Annotated in this window: 23 protein-coding genes; 3 read left to right on the top strand and 20 right to left on the bottom strand. The window is 66.7% G+C overall.

The annotated features are described in order from the left end of the window. Positions 1-66: 66 nt before the first annotated feature. The 4 genes from ptsP to ACODT0_RS12190 form a co-directional block, all read right to left on the bottom strand. Positions 67-1,863: a phosphoenolpyruvate--protein phosphotransferase gene (gene ptsP / locus ACODT0_RS12205; protein WP_057596165.1), complete on the bottom strand. Its 1,797-nt coding sequence runs from the start codon at positions 1,861-1,863 to the stop codon at positions 67-69. Continuing rightward, the gene (locus tag ACODT0_RS12200; protein ID WP_057596164.1) at positions 1,860-2,129 is read right to left on the bottom strand and encodes an HPr family phosphocarrier protein; all 270 of its coding nucleotides are present in this window, start codon (positions 2,127-2,129) and stop codon (positions 1,860-1,862) included. Before ACODT0_RS12200 ends, ptsP begins: the two co-directional genes overlap by 4 nt. Further along, a complete protein-coding gene (locus ACODT0_RS12195; RefSeq protein ID WP_057596163.1) occupies positions 2,098-2,553 on the bottom strand; it encodes a PTS sugar transporter subunit IIA in 456 nt (151 codons plus the stop codon). The genes ACODT0_RS12200 and ACODT0_RS12195 overlap by 32 nt, the downstream gene beginning before the upstream one ends. A 151-nt stretch (positions 2,554-2,704) precedes the next feature. Then, the gene (locus ACODT0_RS12190; RefSeq protein WP_489041381.1) at positions 2,705-3,268 is read right to left on the bottom strand and encodes a hypothetical protein; all 564 of its coding nucleotides are present in this window, start codon (positions 3,266-3,268) and stop codon (positions 2,705-2,707) included. A 103-nt stretch (positions 3,269-3,371) separates the two neighbouring features. Here ACODT0_RS12190 and ACODT0_RS12185 point away from each other — a divergent pair, with 103 nt between their 5' ends. Further along, the gene (locus ACODT0_RS12185) at positions 3,372-3,869 is read left to right on the top strand and encodes a TlpA family protein disulfide reductase (RefSeq protein ID WP_057596161.1); all 498 of its coding nucleotides are present in this window, start codon (positions 3,372-3,374) and stop codon (positions 3,867-3,869) included. Positions 3,870-3,945: 76 nt separating this feature from the next. Here ACODT0_RS12185 and ACODT0_RS12180 read toward each other — a convergent pair whose 3' ends face one another. Then, positions 3,946-4,392 carry a c-type cytochrome gene (locus ACODT0_RS12180; RefSeq protein WP_057596160.1) on the bottom strand — a complete coding sequence of 149 codons (447 nt, stop codon included), beginning with the start codon at positions 4,390-4,392 and terminating at the stop codon, positions 3,946-3,948. Between the two features lie 168 nt (positions 4,393-4,560). Here ACODT0_RS12180 and ACODT0_RS12175 point away from each other — a divergent pair, with 168 nt between their 5' ends. Next, on the top strand, positions 4,561-5,247 hold the full coding sequence (locus ACODT0_RS12175) for a cytochrome b/b6 domain-containing protein (RefSeq protein WP_422099716.1): 687 nt from the start codon (positions 4,561-4,563) through the stop codon (positions 5,245-5,247). Further along, complete coding sequence (locus ACODT0_RS12170) at positions 5,244-5,831, top strand: GNAT family N-acetyltransferase (RefSeq protein WP_261215582.1); 588 nt, start codon at positions 5,244-5,246, stop codon at positions 5,829-5,831. Before ACODT0_RS12175 ends, ACODT0_RS12170 begins: the two co-directional genes overlap by 4 nt. Positions 5,832-5,853: 22 nt before the next feature. Here ACODT0_RS12170 and ACODT0_RS12165 read toward each other — a convergent pair whose 3' ends face one another. From ACODT0_RS12165 to tuf, 15 genes are all read right to left on the bottom strand, one after another. Next, positions 5,854-6,360, bottom strand: a complete 507-nt coding sequence (locus tag ACODT0_RS12165) for a peroxiredoxin (protein WP_489041378.1) — start codon at positions 6,358-6,360, stop codon at positions 5,854-5,856. A 97-nt stretch (positions 6,361-6,457) separates the two neighbouring features. Next, the gene (gene rpsQ, locus ACODT0_RS12160) at positions 6,458-6,727 is read right to left on the bottom strand and encodes a 30S ribosomal protein S17 (RefSeq protein WP_015867662.1); all 270 of its coding nucleotides are present in this window, start codon (positions 6,725-6,727) and stop codon (positions 6,458-6,460) included. 9 nt (positions 6,728-6,736) lie between these two features. Continuing rightward, a complete protein-coding gene (gene rpmC, locus ACODT0_RS12155) occupies positions 6,737-6,946 on the bottom strand; it encodes a 50S ribosomal protein L29 (RefSeq protein WP_057596180.1) in 210 nt (69 codons plus the stop codon). A 55-nt stretch (positions 6,947-7,001) separates the two neighbouring features. Continuing rightward, entirely contained in the window at positions 7,002-7,418 is a 417-nt protein-coding gene (rplP, locus tag ACODT0_RS12150) for a 50S ribosomal protein L16 (RefSeq protein ID WP_057596155.1), read from the bottom strand. A gap of 67 nt (positions 7,419-7,485) precedes the next feature. Continuing rightward, complete coding sequence (rpsC, locus tag ACODT0_RS12145; RefSeq protein WP_057596153.1) at positions 7,486-8,397, bottom strand: 30S ribosomal protein S3; 912 nt, start codon at positions 8,395-8,397, stop codon at positions 7,486-7,488. Between the two features lie 15 nt (positions 8,398-8,412). Beyond that, positions 8,413-8,745 (bottom strand): 50S ribosomal protein L22, encoded by a 333-nt coding sequence (rplV, locus tag ACODT0_RS12140; protein WP_019657678.1) that lies wholly within the window; start codon positions 8,743-8,745, stop codon positions 8,413-8,415. A 9-nt stretch (positions 8,746-8,754) separates the two neighbouring features. After that, positions 8,755-9,033: a 30S ribosomal protein S19 gene (gene rpsS / locus ACODT0_RS12135; RefSeq protein WP_007838132.1), complete on the bottom strand. Its 279-nt coding sequence runs from the start codon at positions 9,031-9,033 to the stop codon at positions 8,755-8,757. A gap of 10 nt (positions 9,034-9,043) precedes the next feature. Beyond that, positions 9,044-9,868 carry a 50S ribosomal protein L2 gene (gene rplB / locus ACODT0_RS12130; RefSeq protein ID WP_057596151.1) on the bottom strand — a complete coding sequence of 275 codons (825 nt, stop codon included), beginning with the start codon at positions 9,866-9,868 and terminating at the stop codon, positions 9,044-9,046. A gap of 2 nt (positions 9,869-9,870) precedes the next feature. After that, positions 9,871-10,206, bottom strand: a complete 336-nt coding sequence (rplW, locus tag ACODT0_RS12125; RefSeq protein WP_057596149.1) for a 50S ribosomal protein L23 — start codon at positions 10,204-10,206, stop codon at positions 9,871-9,873. Continuing rightward, on the bottom strand, positions 10,203-10,823 hold the full coding sequence (gene rplD, locus ACODT0_RS12120) for a 50S ribosomal protein L4 (RefSeq protein ID WP_057596147.1): 621 nt from the start codon (positions 10,821-10,823) through the stop codon (positions 10,203-10,205). Before rplD ends, rplW begins: the two co-directional genes overlap by 4 nt. Next, positions 10,823-11,503, bottom strand: a complete 681-nt coding sequence (gene rplC, locus ACODT0_RS12115) for a 50S ribosomal protein L3 (protein ID WP_057596145.1) — start codon at positions 11,501-11,503, stop codon at positions 10,823-10,825. Before rplC ends, rplD begins: the two co-directional genes overlap by 1 nt. Before the next feature lie 246 nt (positions 11,504-11,749). After that, positions 11,750-12,283, bottom strand: a complete 534-nt coding sequence (locus ACODT0_RS12110) for a hypothetical protein (protein ID WP_489041376.1) — start codon at positions 12,281-12,283, stop codon at positions 11,750-11,752. Between the two features lie 14 nt (positions 12,284-12,297). Continuing rightward, entirely contained in the window at positions 12,298-13,881 is a 1,584-nt protein-coding gene (locus ACODT0_RS12105; RefSeq protein ID WP_489041375.1) for a hypothetical protein, read from the bottom strand. 166 nt (positions 13,882-14,047) lie between these two features. Next, complete coding sequence (gene rpsJ / locus ACODT0_RS12100) at positions 14,048-14,362, bottom strand: 30S ribosomal protein S10 (RefSeq protein ID WP_057596142.1); 315 nt, start codon at positions 14,360-14,362, stop codon at positions 14,048-14,050. Positions 14,363-14,383: 21 nt separating this feature from the next. Further along, a complete protein-coding gene (gene tuf, locus ACODT0_RS12095) occupies positions 14,384-15,577 on the bottom strand; it encodes an elongation factor Tu (RefSeq protein WP_093356177.1) in 1,194 nt (397 codons plus the stop codon). Positions 15,578-15,699 lie beyond the last annotated feature (122 nt).

Genomic DNA, 15,699 nt, shown 5'->3' with positions numbered 1-15,699 from the left:
AAGTCCTTTCGCCGCGGTTTCGGCGTGTTTCGTTTTATTGCGGCGGGCTTGAAGCGCGCGCGGCGCTCAGCCCGCGAGCATGGTGGCGGGATCGTCCGAGTCGACCACCGAGCGCGCCCAGGCCTCGAGCTTGCTCGTGTCGGCGCGCAGCACCTCCTGCTTGACCGCGAGGATGCGCGAGGGATGCATCGAGAAGCTGCGCAGCCCCAGGCCCAGCAGCAGCCGCGTGAAGGCGACGTCGCCCGCCATCTCGCCGCACACCGCCACGGCCTTGCCCTGGCGCCGGCACTCCGCGATGGTGTCGGCCACCAGCTTGAGCACCGCCGGATGGGCCGGGTCGTAGAGGTGCGCCACCGACTCGTCGGCGCGGTCGATCGCCAGCGTGTACTGGATCAGGTCGTTGGTGCCGATCGAGAGGAAGTCGAAGTGCTTCAGGAAGGTGCGCAGCGTGAGCGCCGCGGCCGGGATCTCGATCATGGCGCCGAGCTTCACCTGGCCGTGCACCGCGCCGCGGTTGTCGAGCTCGGTGCGCGCGAGCGCGAGCAACGCCAGCGTCTGGCGGATCTCGCTCGCATGCGCGAGCATCGGGATCAGCAGGTGGATCTCTCCGTGCGCGGCCGCGCGCAGGATGGCGCGCAACTGCGTGAGGAACATCGCGGGATCGGCCAGGCTCCAGCGGATGGCGCGCAGGCCGAGCGCGGGGTTCAGGTGCTCCTGCTTGTTGGCGGACTTGTTGTCCAGCGGCTTGTCGGCGCCCACGTCGATGGTGCGGATGGTGACCGGCATGCCCTGCATGCCCTCGACCGCGCGCTTGTAGGCCTGGTACTGCTCCTCCTCGTCGGGCAGCCGGGTCTGGCGCGCCGACGACTCGCGGCCCATGAACAGGAACTCGCTGCGGAACAGGCCCACGCCGACCGCACCGGCCTTCATCGCGCCCACCGTGTCCTCTGGCATCTCGATGTTGGCGAGCAGCTCGACGCGCTGGCCGTCGAGCGTGACGGCCGGCTTGTGGCGCAGCCGCGCGAGGCGCCCGCGCTCGAGGTCGCCCTGGCGCTGCTTGAAGCCGTACTCGGCCAGGATGATCGGCGAGGGATCGATGATCATCACGCCGGCATCGCCGTCGATGATGACCCAGTCGTCCTGCCGCACCAGCTGGCTCGCGGTGCGCGCGCCGACCACGGCCGGCACGTCCATGCTGCGCGCCACGATCGCGGTGTGCGAGGTGCGTCCGCCGACGTCGGTGACGAAGCCGGCGAACACGCTCTTCTTGAACTGCAGCATGTCGGCCGGCGAGAGGTCGTGCGCGATCAGCACCAGCGGCACGTCGATGCCGTCGCCCGCGGTGAGGTCGTCGTCCTCGTCGGACGAGGCGCGCTTGCGCCGCGGCGGGCTCGGTGCCAGCACCGCGGCCGTGCCCTTCATGCGGTGCAGCAGCCGCTCCACCACCTGCTCGAGGTCGGCCTTGCGCTCGCGCAGGTACTCGTCCTCCATCTCGTCGAACTGGCGCGCGACGATCTCCAGCTGCGTGGTCAGCGCCCACTCGGCGTTGTAGAGCCGCTCGGTGATCCAGTGCTTGACGCCGCCGGTCAGCGCCTCGTCCTGCAGCAGCAGCTGGTGCACCTCGAGCAGCGCCGCGAGTTCGTGCGGCGCGTCGTTGGGCCCCATCTGCGCGACGCTGGTCTGCAGCTTGGCGAGTTCCTCGGCCACCTCGTTGCGCGCGATGCGCACCCGGTCGATCTCGGTCTCGATCTCCTCGGGCTTGATGAAGTAGTGGGCCACGTCGATGCGGCTCGACACCACCAGCACCGCGCGGCCGATGGCGATGCCACGGGCGACGGGGAGGCCGTGGACTGCGAAGGTCATTCGCCCTCGCCGAACTTGTCGTCCATGAGCTGGACGATGGCGTTCATCGCTTCTTCTTCCTGCGGCCCGTTGGTCTCGAGCTCGACGGTCGAGCCGAGCCCGGCGGCCAGCATCATCACGCCCATGATGCTCTTGGCGTTGATGCGGCGGTCACCGCGCGAGAGCCACACCTCGCAGGGGAAGCTGCCGGCGAGCTTGGTCAGCTTGGCCGATGCGCGCGCATGCAGTCCCAGCTTATTGCTGATGGTCACGGATTTCTTGATCACTGTGCTTTCTCTTGGCCTGGTTCTGCGGTGCCGCCACCGCCACTTGCATCACGCCCGAAGTGCCGCCAGTGATGGCGCGCTGCACGAGCACGTCGAGCGGCTCGTGCCGGTAGGTCACGGCGCGCAGCAGCATCGGAAGATTGACGCCCGCCACGAGCCGCGAGCGCACGCCGTCCACCAGCTTCTGCGCCACGTTGCAGGGCGTGGCGCCGAACACGTCGGCCAGCACCAGCACCTGCACGCGCGGCCCGTTGAGCTGCTGCGCGAGCGTGATGCGCGCGGCCGCCAGGGTTTCCTCGGGCGGCACGTTGGGCAGCACGTCGAGCGCGACGATGGCGTTCTCGCTGTCGGGAAACACATGCAGCGCGCACTTCCGCAACGCTTGTGCGAACGGCGAATGGGCAATGATGAGGATGCTGTTCATGCGGCTCGGGGGACGGCGCTTCGATTATGCGGGGGCGCCCGGAGGAAGTAGATAGACGACATAACGCGCCAGCCCGCAAGCTTGGCCATTGCGCAACGGACGCCGCGGCGCGCGGCAACGACGCACGATCGAAACCGTCGCCGCGCGCGGCTCATGGCAGCCGCAGTCCTTCGAAGAAGGTCTTGGCGGCCTCGCCCGACGAGGGCCGGCCCAGCACCATCGCCTGGTAGAGCGACACGGCGCCCGGCGGCGTCGAGCGGGTCTCGGCCTGGGCGAACCACAGCACCTGCAGCGGCTGCCCCGTGGGCGTGGCCGGCGCGTCGAGCCGCAGCGGCGCGGGCACGGGGGCGGCGCGCGGCACCGTGGCGGGCGCCTCGGTGGTGGCCGCGCCCTGCAGCTGCTCGCGCGTGGCGAGCTGCCAGGCGCGCAGCCAGCTCTCGGCCTGGGCGGCATCGGCGGCGGTGGCATGCGCGATCGCGAAGGTGGCACCGCCGGCCTCGCAGCCGGCCATGTCGACCTGCACCGATTCGGCGCCCAGCGGCTGCGCGCGGGTGGCGCGGTCGGCCTTGCAGGGCAGCAGCGCGATCAGGCCGGCCTCGGCCACCGGGACTTCGCGCCAGTTGAAGGTCGGGCTGCAGGCCGCGAGCGCGAGGACCGCGGCGGCGGCGCAGGCGGCGCGCGCACGGCGGCGAAGACGGGAGGTGGGCAGCGGCATGGGGATCGGATTATCGATCCACCGTTCCACGGAGACTGTCGCGCGCGCCTGCACGTTCGGACGCACGGAACTAGAATCGCGCCGCCCCACTCAGTCAGCAGCCATGAAAAAGTACGTTATCGCAGCCGCCGTTGCCGTCGCCCTGGCCACCGGCGTGGGGGTGTACCTCGGCTCGGGCACCACCGCGGCGCCCGCCTCGACCTTCGTGCTGCTCGACGGCACGAAAAAGAGCACCGAGGACCTCAAGGGCAAGGTCACGCTGGTCAACTTCTGGGCCACCAGCTGCGTGACCTGCGTCGGCGAGATGCCCAAGGTGATCGCCACCTACGACAAGTACAAGGCGCGCGGCTACGACACGCTGGCGGTGGCCATGAGCTACGACCCGCCGAGCTACGTCGTCAATTTCGCCGAAACCCGCAAGCTGCCGTTCAAGGTGGCGATCGACAACACCGGCAGCGTGGCGCAGGCCTGGGGCGACGTGAAGCTCACGCCGACCACCTACCTCGTGAACAAGCAGGGCCAGATCGTCAAGCGCTACGTGGGCGAACCCGATTTCGCCGAGCTGCACAAGCTGATCGAGAAGCTGCTGGCCGAGGCCTGAGCCCTCCCCCTGCCCGCCAAAAAGGCGCTGCCCGTGACCGGGCAGCGCCTTTTTCGTTGGGGCAAGCGATGGCGGATCAGCGGTCGCGGAAGCTGTCGTGGCAAGCCTTGCAGCTCGCGGCGGTCGGGCCGAACTGGGCCTTGAGCGCATCGATGTTGCCGGCCTTGGCGGCCACCAGCAGCTTGCCGGTCTCGGCGATCAGCTTGTCTTGGTGCTCCTTGAACTTCGGCGCTTCCTTCCAGACCTCGGGCTTGGCCTTGCCGCCCTCGGTACCGGCGCCGAAGCCGGCCCAGGGCAGCTTCGCCATGTCGGCCACCACCTCGGCATTGGCCGCGGCGGCGGCCGCGTCGTAGGGCGCGCGGCCATTGGCCATGGCGCCCAGGCGGCCGAAGTGCTGCGACATGACGAACAGCGCGCTCTGGCGGTACTTGATGGCGTCTTCAGGCTTCGCGAACTGGGCCGCGGCCGGCAGGGTGGTGGCGGCGCAGGCGGCGGCCAGCGCGAAGGTGGCGAGTCGGATCATCGGGGTCCTCCTGACGTGGGGAAATCGTGGGTGATGCCGTCGGGCGCGGCACCTGCGCGGCAGTGTAGGGGCAGGCCGGCCGGCGCGCATAGCAACAACCCGATGGAGCGGACGGCCCGGACTTTGCTAATCTGCGCCTTCCGCAGCCTTGCGCTCCCCCCTCCTTCGATGACCGACTCCCCCGCGGCCGCGGCGTCCCGCCAGGCCACCCGAACACGCGTCTGGGACCTGCCGACCCGGCTGTTCCACTGGGCCCTGGCCGCCGCCGTGATCGGGCTGATCGCCACCGGCCTCGGCGGCGTCATGGAATGGCATTTCCGCCTCGGCTACACGGTGCTCGCGCTGCTGCTGTTCCGGCTGGTCTGGGGTTTCGTCGGCGGACGCTGGTCGCGCTTCGCGGCCTTCGTCTACGCGCCGGGCTCGCTCCTCGCCTACCTGCGCGGCCGCGCCCATCCCGACCACCTGATCGGCCACACGCCGCTGGGCGCGCTGTCGGTGTTCGCGGTGCTCGCGATCCTGGCGCTGCAGGTGGCCACCGGCCTCGTGGCCGACGACGAGATCTCGGCCGCCGGGCCGCTCACGCGCTTCGTCTCGGGCGATCTCGTGAGCCTGGCCACGGGCTGGCACAGCACGCAGGGCAAGTGGATCGTGATCGCGCTCGCGAGCCTGCACGTGCTCGCGGTGCTGTTCTACGTGCTGGTGAAGCGCCACCGGCTGGTCGCGCCGATGGTGTCGGGCGACAAGCACATCGCCGCCGCCGGCAGCCGCGACGACGCCGCGTCGCGTGGCTTCGCGCTGGTGCTCGCGCTGCTGTGCGCGGGCGTCGCGTACTGGGTTTCGTCGTTGCGCGCATGAGCTCATCCGTCTCACGCCCCCTGCCGCTGTCGGACACGCCGGCCGTCGTGCTGCTCACGCCCGACGAGGCCCACGAACTCGAGGCCGCGCGCCTCATCTTCCGCGACTACGCCGCCTCGCTGGGCATCGATCTCGATTTCCAGAATTTCGACCAGGAACTGGCCGCGCTGCCGGGCGAATACGTCGAGCCGCGCGGCACGCTGCTGCTGGCGCTGGTCGATCCGGCGCACGTCAGGGACGAGGCCGGCCGCGCCACGCCCACGCTGGTGCGCGCCGATGGCCGGCTCGCGCACGTGGCCGGCTGCTGCGCGCTGCGGCCGCTCGACAGCGCGGACTATGTGAATGCGGCGGAGATGAAGCGCCTGTACGTGCGCCCGGGCTTTCGCGGCCTGGGACTGGGCCGCCAGCTCGCCGAGGCGATCCTCGACGCGGCGCGTGGCGCGGGCTACGGCTGCGTGCTGCTCGACACGCTCGACGAGATGGAGTCGGCACGCGCCCTCTACGAGGACCTGGGCTTCGCAGAGGTGCCGCCCTTCTATCACAACCCCATTGCGGGGGCGCACTACCTGAAGGTGGACCTGTAGGCGTCGCCCCGGCTTCGCCGCTTCAGCCCTTGGCTTGCGCCAGCAGCGTCTCGGCGTTGCTGACCTCGAACTTGCCCGGTGCCTCGACATTGAGCGTCGCGACCTTGCCGTCCTTCACGAGCATCGAGTAGCGGTTGCTGCGCAGGCCCATGCCGCGACCCGTGAGGTCCAGCGTGAGGCCGGTGGCCTTGGCGAAATCGGCGCTGCCGTCGGCCAGCATGCGCACCTTGGCGCCGGTCTTCTGATCGCGCGCCCAGGCGCCCATCACGAAGGCGTCGTTCACGCTCACGCACCAGATCTCGTCCACGCCCGCGGCCTTGAAGTCGTCGAAGTGCTGCACATAGCCGGGCACGTGCTTGGCCGAGCAGGTGGGCGTGAAGGCGCCCGGCAGCGCGAACAGCGCGATGGTCTTGCCAGCCATTGCCTTGCTCACGTCGACGGGGTTCGGGCCGATGCTGCAGCCTTCGCCCTCGACTTCGGAATACTCCTGCAGGGTGGCCGAGGGAAGGGTGTCGCCAACTTTGATCATTTGAAAGTGCTCCTGGAAAAAGAAAAACGGCCCACATTGTGGGCCGTTTCGCGATGGACTGCCGGCTGCCTCGCGGAGCCGGCTTACCCGAGGGGGATCAGACCAGGACGGCCTTCTCGACCAGACGGGTCACGACCCAGTTCTTGGTCTTCGAGATCGGACGGCTTTCCGTGATCTCGATGGTGTCGCCCAGCTTGTACTCGCCCTTTTCGTCATGGGCGTGGTACTTGCTCGTCTTCGCCACGATCTTGCCGTAGAGCTCGTGCTTCACACGGCGCTCGACCAGCACGGTCACGGTCTTGGCACGCTTGTCGCTGACCACCTTGCCGATCAAGGTGCGCTTGAGGGATTTTTTAGCTTCCGTCATGTTCACTCCTTACTTGGCGGCTTGGGTTTCTTGCTGCTTCTGAGCAAGAACGGTCTTGGCGCGCGCGATGTCGCGACGCGTCACGCGCAGCGTCGAGGTGTTCGACAGCTGTTGCGTGGCTTTCTGCATGCGCAGGCCGAAATGGGCCTTCTGCAGATCCTTGATTTCGGCTTGCAGACCGGCGACGTCCTTCTCGCGCAGTGCTGCTGCCTTGCTCACCTTGGCCGGAGCCGCGGCTTCTTTCTTCTTACGTGTTGCCATGGATGTTCTCCTCTCAGGCGCCGAGCTGGCGCGAGACGAACGTCGTGCGCAGCGGCAGCTTGGCAGCGGCCAGGCGGAAGGCTTCGCGGGCGAGTTCTTCGGGCACGCCGACGATCTCGAACACGATCTTGCCGGGCTGGATCTCGGCGACGTAGTACTCGGGGTTGCCCTTGCCGTTACCCATCCGCACTTCTGCGGGCTTGGTCGAGATCGGCTTGTCGGGGAACACGCGGATCCAGATACGACCACCGCGCTTCACGTGACGCGAAATCGCGCGGCGAGCGGCTTCGATCTGGCGCGCCGTGAGGCGGCCGCGGTCGGTGCATTTCAGACCGAAGTCACCGAAGGCCACCGAGTTGCCCCGGGTGGCGACGCCGGTGTTGCGGCCCTTTTGTTCCTTGCGGAACTTTCTGCGTGCAGGTTGCAGCATGTCTTGTTACTCCGTGAGGACTGCCCCGGGCTTCCTGTGCGGATGCACACCCGGGGCTACAGACCGATTACTCGGTCTTGGCACCGTCCGCTGCTGCAGCGGGCGCGGCTTTGCGGACGCGCTTAACGGCGGGTTTCGAGTCTGCACCGGCACCGCCGGTTGCTTCTGCGGGCTTGTCGCTGCCGTCGGCGGGAGCGGTGTTGCCACCGATCGGGCCACGGGCACCGGCACGCGGACCGCCGCGGCGGTCACCGCCCGGACGGTCGCCACCCGGGCGGCCATCGCGGCGCGGACCACGCGGACGACGCTCTTCCTCGGGACGCGGGGTCTCGACGGCGGGCAGGTCGTTGCGGCCCAGGGTGTCGCCCTTGTAGACCCACACCTTGACGCCGATGACGCCGTAGGTGGTCTTGGCTTCCGAGGTGCCGTAGTCGATGTCGGCGCGCAGCGTGTGAAGCGGCACGCGACCTTCGCGGTACCACTCGGTACGAGCGATTTCGATGCCGTTCAGGCGGCCAGCCGACATGATCTTGATGCCCTGGGCACCCAGACGCATGGCGTTCTGCATGGCGCGCTTCATGGCGCGGCGGAACATGATCCGCTTTTCGAGCTGCTGCGTGATGCTGTCGGCGATCAGCTGGGCATCGATTTCGGGCTTGCGCACTTCCTCGATGTTCACTGCCACCGGCACGCCGAGCTGGCGGCCCAGTTCGCGCTTGAGGTTCTCGATGTCTTCGCCCTTCTTGCCGATCACGACGCCCGGACGAGCCGAGTAGATCGTGATGCGGGCGTTCTTGGCGGGACGCTCGATCAGGACGCGCGACACCGAAGCGTTCTTCAGCTTCTTCTTCAGGTATTCGCGAACCTTGATGTCTTCGGCCAGCATGCCCGCGAAATCGCGGTCGCTGGCGTACCAGCGGCTGGACCAGTTACGGGTAACCGCCAGACGGAAGCCGGTCGGATGGATTTTCTGTCCCATATTTCTTCCAGGCTCTTAGTTGCCAACCGTCACGTACACATGGCACGTGGGCTTGCTGATGCGATTGCCGCGACCCTTGGCGCGCGCCGTGAAGCGCTTGAGCGTGGCGCCCTGTTCGACGTAGATGGTCTTGACCTTCAGTTCGTCGATGTCGGCACCGTCGTTGTGCTCCGCGTTGGCGATGGCCGACTCGAGCACCTTCTTGACGATCACAGCGGCCTTCTTCTGCGTGAATTGCAGGATGTTGAGCGCTTGATCGACCTTCTTGCCGCGGATCAGGTCGGCGACCAGACGGCCCTTGTCGACCGAGAGGCGGACACCGCGGAGGACTGCACGTGTTTCAGACATGGTCGTTCCTTACTTCTTCTGGACTTTCTTGTCCGCGGGGTGCCCCTTGAACGTGCGCGTGAGCGCAAATTCGCCGAGCTTGTGGCCGACCATCTGGTCGGTGATGTACACGGGCACGTGCTGCTTGCCGTTGTGCACGGCAATGGTCAGGCCGATGAATTCGGGCAGGACCATCGAGCGGCGCGACCAGGTCTTGATCGGCTTCTTGTCCTTCGTCGTCACGGCCTTGTCGGCCTTGGCAACGAGGTGATGGTCAACAAACGGACCCTTTTTGAGAGAGCGAGTCATTTGCTATCCCTTACTTCTTGCGGCGCGACACGATGAAGACCTGCGTGCGCTTGTTGTTACGGGTACGGTAACCCTTGGTCAGGTTGCCCCACGGGTCGACAGGGTGACGGCCTTCGCCGGTCTTGCCTTCGCCACCACCGTGCGGGTGGTCGACCGGGTTCATCACCACGCCGCGAACGGTCGGGCGGATACCCATCCAGCGCTTCACACCGGCCTTGCCGAGCTGGCGCAGGCTGTGTTCTTCGTTGGCCACTTCACCGATGGTCGCGCGGCATTCGATGTGAATGCGGCGGACTTCGCCCGAACGCATGCGGACCTGGGCGTAGACGCCTTCACGGGCCAGCAGCGTGGCCGAGGTACCGGCCGAGCGGGCGATCTGCGCGCCCTTGCCGGGCTGCAGTTCGATGCAGTGGATCGTCGAACCCACCGGAATGTTGCGGATCGGCAGCGTGTTGCCGGCGCGGATCGGAGCTTCCGAACCCGACAGCAGCGTTGCACCGGCTTCCAGACCGCGCGGGGCGATGATGTAGCGGCGCTCGCCGTCGGCGTAGCAGACCAGCGCGATGTGGGCGGTGCGGTTCGGGTCGTACTCGATGCGCTCGACCTTCGCCGGGATGCCGTCCTTGTTGCGACGGAAGTCCACCACGCGGTAGTGGTGCTTGTGACCGCCGCCCTTGTGACGGGTCGTGATGTGGCCGTTGTTGTTGCGGCCGGCCTTCTGGAACTGGGGTTCCAGCAGGGATGCGAGCGGAGCACCCTTGTACAGGTGGTCACGCGAGATCTTCACCGCGCCGCGTTGGCCCGGCGAAGTGGGTTTCATCTTGATGACGGCCATGATTAAGCGCCTTCCCCGACGAGGTTGAGCTCTTGACCGGCCTTCAGCGTGACGTAGGCCTTGCGAACGTGGTCGCGGCGGCCGACGGACTTGCCGAAGCGCTTGGTCTTGCCCTTGATGTTGGCAACCGACACGCCCTTGACTTCGACCTTGAACATCAGTTCGACGGCGGCCTTGATCTCGGGCTTGGTGGCGTCTTGCAACACCTTGAAAGTGACAGCGTTCGACTTCTCGCCGACCATCGTGGCCTTTTCGGACACGATCGGGGCGACCAGCACGTTCATGAGACGGCCTTCGTCGAACTGACGTTGAGCAGGGGTGGGGTTCACGCGGCTCATGCGAACATCTCCTTGAGCTTGTCGACGGCACCCTTGGTGACCAGCACCTTCTTGTAGTGCACCAGCGACACCGGGTCTGCGTAGCGCGGCTCGACCACGAGGACGTTCACCAGGTTGCGCGAGGCAAGGTAAAGGTTCTCGTCGACTTCTTCGGCGATCACGAGCACGGAGTCGAGATTCATCGCCTTGAAGCGGGCCGCCAGCGGCTTGGTCTTGGGCGAGTCGACCTTGATCGAATCGACCACGGCCAGACGGCCTTCGCGAGCGAGTTGCGAGAAGATGGACGCCATGCCGGCGCGGTACATCTTCTTGTTGATCTTCTGCGAGAAGTTTTCGTCAGGCATGTTCGGGAAGATCCGGCCACCCCCGCGCCACAGCGGCGAGGACGTCATACCGGCACGGGCGCGGCCCGTTCCCTTTTGCTTGAAAGGCTTCTTGGTCGAGTGCTTGACCTGTTCGCGGTCCTTCTGGGCGCGCGTGCCTTGGCGGGCGTTGGCCTGGAATGCGACGACGATCTGGTGGACCAGGTCTTCGTTGTAGTCACGGCCGAACACGGTTTCGGGGGCGTCGTACTTCGACGCGGCCTGACCTTGCTCGTTCAGGAGTTCGAGTTCCATTACTTCGCTCCTTCAGCCGCTTGCGGCTTGGCCTTGACGGCGGGACGCACGGTGACGAAGCCACCCTTCGAACCCGGGATCGCGCCCTTGATGAGCAGCAGTTGACGCGCTTCGTCGATGCGGAACACCGACAGGTTCTGCGTCGTGCGGGTGACGTCGCCGAGGTGGCCCGTCATGCGCTTGCCGGGGAACACGCGACCGGGGTCCTGCGCCATGCCGATCGAGCCGGGCACGTTGTGCGAACGGCTGTTACCGTGCGACGCGCGCTGCGAGCTCATGTTGTGGCGCTTGATCGTGCCGGCGTAGCCCTTGCCGATGGAGGTGCCTTGCACGTCCACCTTCTGGCCCACGGAGAACACGCTGCCGGCCGCGATCACGCCGCCAGCCTGGTGCTGACCTGCGGTATCTGCGGTGACGCGGAATTCCTGGATGATTTCGCCAGCTTCGACACCCGCCTTGGCGAGGTGGCCGGCTTCGGGCTTGGTCACGCGCGATGCTTTGCGCGAACCGAACGTCACTTGCAGTGCGACGTAGCCATCGGTCTCTTGCGACTTGATCTGGGTCACGCGGTTGTTCGACACATCCACCACCGTGACAGGAACTGCGTCCCCGTCATCGGTGAAGAGACGCATCATCCCCACCTTGCGGCCCAGCAACCCGAGGGAGTTGCTCAGACTCATGTGTTTTCTCCAAAAAATGGAAGCTTCTCCCGCCGCTGCCACTTCAATTGGCGACAGCGTTTGACCGAAGTCGTATGACCGACTCGCGGCAACGGGGGAAGGTTGATAAATCTCCGACCTGCACGTACCTTGCGGACGCAACAAGGGCAGAGCCAGCGATTATAGCCCGCGTCCTGCGCGGGTTGCAAGTGCTGGAAAAGGCCCCTTTCGGGGCGGCTGCAACGGCTCCTGGAGGCCGCTTTTTGCCTATTTGGCGGGCATCGTGACGATGCTGTCGCCTTCCTTGGTGGTCTGGGTGTCGCCCTGCGTCTTCATCAACGGTGCCGCTCCGGTCTGGATCGGGATCGAGATGGCGCTGCTCGCGCCGCCCTGGGTCACGAACACGTTCAGGTAGCGCAGCCCGTCCGATTCGCCGATGACCGACAGCGTCGCGGTGCTGCGTTGGCCGGCGGGAAGCGTCAGCGGCGCGCCGTTTCGCAGCGTCAGGCCGGGGTCCGCGGTGAAGCGCACCGACGCGCCCTGCGGATCGGTCACGTCGTCGAACTGCAGCACCACCGACGTGGCGCTCCCCGCCCGCGGCACTCCGTCGACACGGTACTGCACCGCGACACCGGCGCCGTTTGACTTCTGCACGGCCGTGGTCATGGGTGCCGCCGCCGCCTTGTGCGGCATGCGCTTGTGCACGCGCGAGTCCGGCGTGCCGTCGGCCAGCGCCCAGGTCGTCAGCACCGCCAGCGAGAGCGCCGCGATGGCGGTCCGTGTGTTCGAGCGAATCGTCATGGCCATCATTCCTCTTACTGGATCGCGACGCTGATGCAGTTCGCGCCCGAGCTGTTGAGATCGGTGACGGCCAGCACGTACTCGCCGGCCGGCAGGCTGACCTTGTTGCCCGACCGCGGGATCTGGCCGGCGCGGAACACGGCGAAATCCGGATTCACCGTCGGCGCGCTCGACGCCACCGAGATCTGGTACTCGCGCGTGGTGGGTGCCACGAAGCGCAGGTAGGCGTAGTTGCCCAGCTTGTTGCCGCGTCCCGCCACGGTCGAGACGCAGGCATTGGCGAGCGAGCCCACCACGGCGCTGCCGTACAGGGGCAGTGCGTTCGGCACGCTCGGCGTTCCACCGCCGTTGCCCTCGGCTTCCCCGAACGGATCGTTGGCACCGGCGCTGATGTTCTGCGCGCTCAGGAGGCCCGCCAATGCGGACGCGCTGCCGGGCGCCGCCGCATTGAAGGCCGCGGTGAACGGATGGATCGAGGTCACGGCGGCGCCGCCCCTGAACTGCGCGCTGGTCATCGCATCGTGGATCGGCTTGAAGCCCACCTGCTGGTTGAGATTCCAGAAGACCGAGTGGATCGAGCGCTCGCGGTACCAGCCCGGATTGCTGGATGGCCCCGCCGCCAGGTTGACCGACACGCTGACGTCGGGCGCGACCTGCCCTTCGCCGCGGGAATCGACATAGTTGCTGCGGCCGAGCGCAATGCCCGACCAGCCGTTGCCCCAGCCTTCGGAGAAGGCCACGCGGCGATCGAGGCGGTCGCTCAGGTCGTGCGATCCACCGACCGAATCGTCCCGGCTGAAGGACGACTGGTAGTAGTGCCCCCACTCGTGCGCGATCACCGGCGCATCGAACTCGTCGGTGTCCACGTTCTCCTTGCCGAGCACGTAGATCTCGCGGCCGGTGCTGCGGTTGGTGAAGAAGGTGCTGCCGATCTGACCGAGCGCGAGGCTGCCGCCGCTCGGCACGTTGTTCGGGCTCCAGAACACCTTCAGCGGCGGGAAGTTCGTCGCGGGCGCCACCGACAGCACCTTCAGCATCGAGGTGTAGACCGTATCGAGCACCGCGAACGGTGCCGATACGCGGGGCCCGGTATAGCTCGAGCCGCCCCATCCCGAATCCGCGCGCAGGTCGCGCGTCAGCGCCGCGGAGCCGGTCGCGAAGGCGGCCGACTGCATCGAGTAGAGCGGTGTGTTGGCGCCGGTGTTGTCCCGCACGCTGACGTCCCATGCCGCGGTCTGGAGCTGGGCTCGGACACGAACGCTCACCGTGCTGTTCGCCGGCACCGACACCGAATAGTTGCCGTTGGCGTCGGTGGCCGTCACCGCGACCTGGTTCGACAGTGCATCGAGCACCTCGACGAAGGCGCCGCGCACCGGCTTCGCGACGGTGGCCGAATAGACCAGCGGCCCGCTGTTGTTGGGCACCGAGTCGTAGGTGGCCTTGCCGCTGAGCGTGACCCCACCGATTACCGGGGGCGGAAAACCGATCGGGATTCCACCGCCGCCACCACCGCCACCACCGCCGCCTCCACCGCAACCCGCGAGGAGCGCCGCGGCAATCGACGCCGAACCGATACCAGAAAGAATCCTGTGGCTCATAGCTTGTGCTGCCCTCATTCAGCTCCGGCCAACGCATCGATGGCCGGTGGTGCGCGAGGATGCCACAGACGACGCGCAAATGACAAAGGCCCGCTCACATTTCTGTGAACGGGCCTCGAGGAGCGATGCCGCGCTCGGCGCGCGAGCGGGCTTCGTTCGATGCTGCTTACTGCAGCTTGATCTCGACGTCGACGCCGGCCGGCAGGTCGAGCTTCATCAGCGCGTCCACGGTCTTGTCGGTGGGGTCGACGATGTCCATCAGGCGCTGGTGCGTGCGGATCTCGAGCTGGTCGCGGCTGGTCTTGTTGACGTGCGGCGAGCGCAGGATGTCGAAACGCTTCAGGCGAGTCGGCAGGGGCACCGGGCCCTTGACGATCGCGCCGGTGCGCTTCGCGGTGTCAACGATCTCGGCGGCCGATTGGTCGATCAGCTTGTAGTCGAACGCCTTCAGGCGGATGCGGATTTTTTGCTTGGTTGCCATGGTGTTTCCTTTGCGTTCGGCTTAGATGTCGAGGATCTTGGCCACGACGCCCGAACCCACGGTACGGCCGCCTTCGCGGATGGCGAAGCGCAGGCCTTCTTCCATCGCGATCGGGTTGATCAGCTTCACGGTGATGCTGACGTTGTCGCCAGGCATGACCATTTCCTTATCCTTCGGCAGCTCGATCGCGCCGGTCACGTCCGTCGTGCGAAAGTAGAACTGCGGACGGTAGTTGTTGAAGAACGGCGTGTGACGGCCGCCTTCGTCCTTCGACAGCACGTACACCTCGGCGGTGAAGTGCGTGTGCGGCTTGATCGAACCGGGCTTGCACAGCACCTGGCCGCGCTCGACTTCTTCGCGCTTCGTGCCGCGCAGCAGCACGCCCACGTTGTCGCCAGCTTGACCCTGGTCCAGCAGCTTGCGGAACATTTCCACGCCGGTGCAGGTGGTCTTGACCGTCGGGCGGATGCCCACGATTTCGATTTCTTCACCGACCTTGATCACGCCGCGCTCGACAGCGCCGGTCACCACCGTGCCGCGACCCGAGATCGAGAACACGTCTTCCACGGGCATCAGGAACGTGCCGTCCACGGCGCGCTCGGGCGTCGGGATGTACGTGTCCAGGGCTTCGGCCAGCTTCATGATCGCGCCTTCGCCGAGCTCGCCCTTGTCGCCTTCCAGGGCCAGCTTCGCCGAGCCATGGATGATCGGGGTGTCGTCGCCGGGGAATTCGTACTTGTCGAGGAGTTCGCGGACTTCCATCTCGACCAGCTCGAGCAGTTCCTTGTCGTCGACCATGTCGCACTTGTTCAGGAACACGATGATGTAGCCCACGCCCACCTGGCGAGCCAGCAGGATGTGCTCACGCGTCTGGGGCATCGGGCCGTCGGCGGCCGAGCACACCAGGATCGCGCCGTCCATCTGGGCGGCGCCGGTGATCATGTTCTTCACGTAGTCGGCGTGGCCGGGGCAGTCGACGTGTGCGTAGTGGCGGTTGGCCGTTTCGTACTCGACGTGCGCGGTGTTGATCGTGATGCCGCGGGCCTTTTCTTCGGGCGCAGCGTCGATCTGGTCGTAGGCCTTCGCTTCGCCGCCGAACTTCGACGACAGCACCGTCGCGATCGCGGCCGTCAGCGTCGTCTTGCCATGGTCAACGTGACCGATCGTGCCCACGTTCACGTGCGGCTTCGTGCGGGTGAATTTACCTTTTGCCATTTTTCAATCCTTGAAAGAGCAGTCCCGTGTATTGGTTTTATGTCTGCATCCGATTGCTGGATCGCCTCGCACGGGAACGAGACGGCACCGGATCGCAGACAAGAAGGGCCGCGCACTGCGCG

The organism is Variovorax sp. FG153 (assembly GCF_057809595.1).
Note: the sequence above shows the minus strand (reverse complement) of the source record. Positions and strands in the feature narration are given on the sequence as shown.

Coding starts and splice junctions, on each gene's coding strand:
- rplC (WP_057596145.1), bottom strand. CDS start 11,503: ATGAGTCTGAGCAACTCCCTCGGGTTGCTGGGCCGCAAGGTGGGGATG.
- rpsC (WP_057596153.1), bottom strand. CDS start 8,397: ATGGGACAGAAAATCCATCCGACCGGCTTCCGTCTGGCGGTTACCCGT.
- ptsP (WP_057596165.1), bottom strand. CDS start 1,863: ATGACCTTCGCAGTCCACGGCCTCCCCGTCGCCCGTGGCATCGCCATC.
- rplW (WP_057596149.1), bottom strand. CDS start 10,206: ATGAGCCGCGTGAACCCCACCCCTGCTCAACGTCAGTTCGACGAAGGC.
- rplB (WP_057596151.1), bottom strand. CDS start 9,868: ATGGCCGTCATCAAGATGAAACCCACTTCGCCGGGCCAACGCGGCGCG.
- rplV (WP_019657678.1), bottom strand. CDS start 8,745: ATGTCTGAAACACGTGCAGTCCTCCGCGGTGTCCGCCTCTCGGTCGAC.
- ACODT0_RS12170 (WP_261215582.1), top strand. CDS start 5,244: ATGAGCTCATCCGTCTCACGCCCCCTGCCGCTGTCGGACACGCCGGCC.
- ACODT0_RS12110 (WP_489041376.1), bottom strand. CDS start 12,283: ATGACGATTCGCTCGAACACACGGACCGCCATCGCGGCGCTCTCGCTG.
- ACODT0_RS12175 (WP_422099716.1), top strand. CDS start 4,561: ATGACCGACTCCCCCGCGGCCGCGGCGTCCCGCCAGGCCACCCGAACA.
- ACODT0_RS12185 (WP_057596161.1), top strand. CDS start 3,372: ATGAAAAAGTACGTTATCGCAGCCGCCGTTGCCGTCGCCCTGGCCACC.
- tuf (WP_093356177.1), bottom strand. CDS start 15,577: ATGGCAAAAGGTAAATTCACCCGCACGAAGCCGCACGTGAACGTGGGC.
- ACODT0_RS12105 (WP_489041375.1), bottom strand. CDS start 13,881: ATGAGCCACAGGATTCTTTCTGGTATCGGTTCGGCGTCGATTGCCGCG.
- rplP (WP_057596155.1), bottom strand. CDS start 7,418: ATGCTGCAACCTGCACGCAGAAAGTTCCGCAAGGAACAAAAGGGCCGC.
- ACODT0_RS12165 (WP_489041378.1), bottom strand. CDS start 6,360: ATGATCAAAGTTGGCGACACCCTTCCCTCGGCCACCCTGCAGGAGTAT.
- rplD (WP_057596147.1), bottom strand. CDS start 10,823: ATGGAACTCGAACTCCTGAACGAGCAAGGTCAGGCCGCGTCGAAGTAC.
- ACODT0_RS12190 (WP_489041381.1), bottom strand. CDS start 3,268: ATGCCGCTGCCCACCTCCCGTCTTCGCCGCCGTGCGCGCGCCGCCTGC.
- rpsS (WP_007838132.1), bottom strand. CDS start 9,033: ATGACTCGCTCTCTCAAAAAGGGTCCGTTTGTTGACCATCACCTCGTT.
- ACODT0_RS12195 (WP_057596163.1), bottom strand. CDS start 2,553: ATGAACAGCATCCTCATCATTGCCCATTCGCCGTTCGCACAAGCGTTG.
- rpsQ (WP_015867662.1), bottom strand. CDS start 6,727: ATGACGGAAGCTAAAAAATCCCTCAAGCGCACCTTGATCGGCAAGGTG.
- ACODT0_RS12180 (WP_057596160.1), bottom strand. CDS start 4,392: ATGATCCGACTCGCCACCTTCGCGCTGGCCGCCGCCTGCGCCGCCACC.
- rpsJ (WP_057596142.1), bottom strand. CDS start 14,362: ATGGCAACCAAGCAAAAAATCCGCATCCGCCTGAAGGCGTTCGACTAC.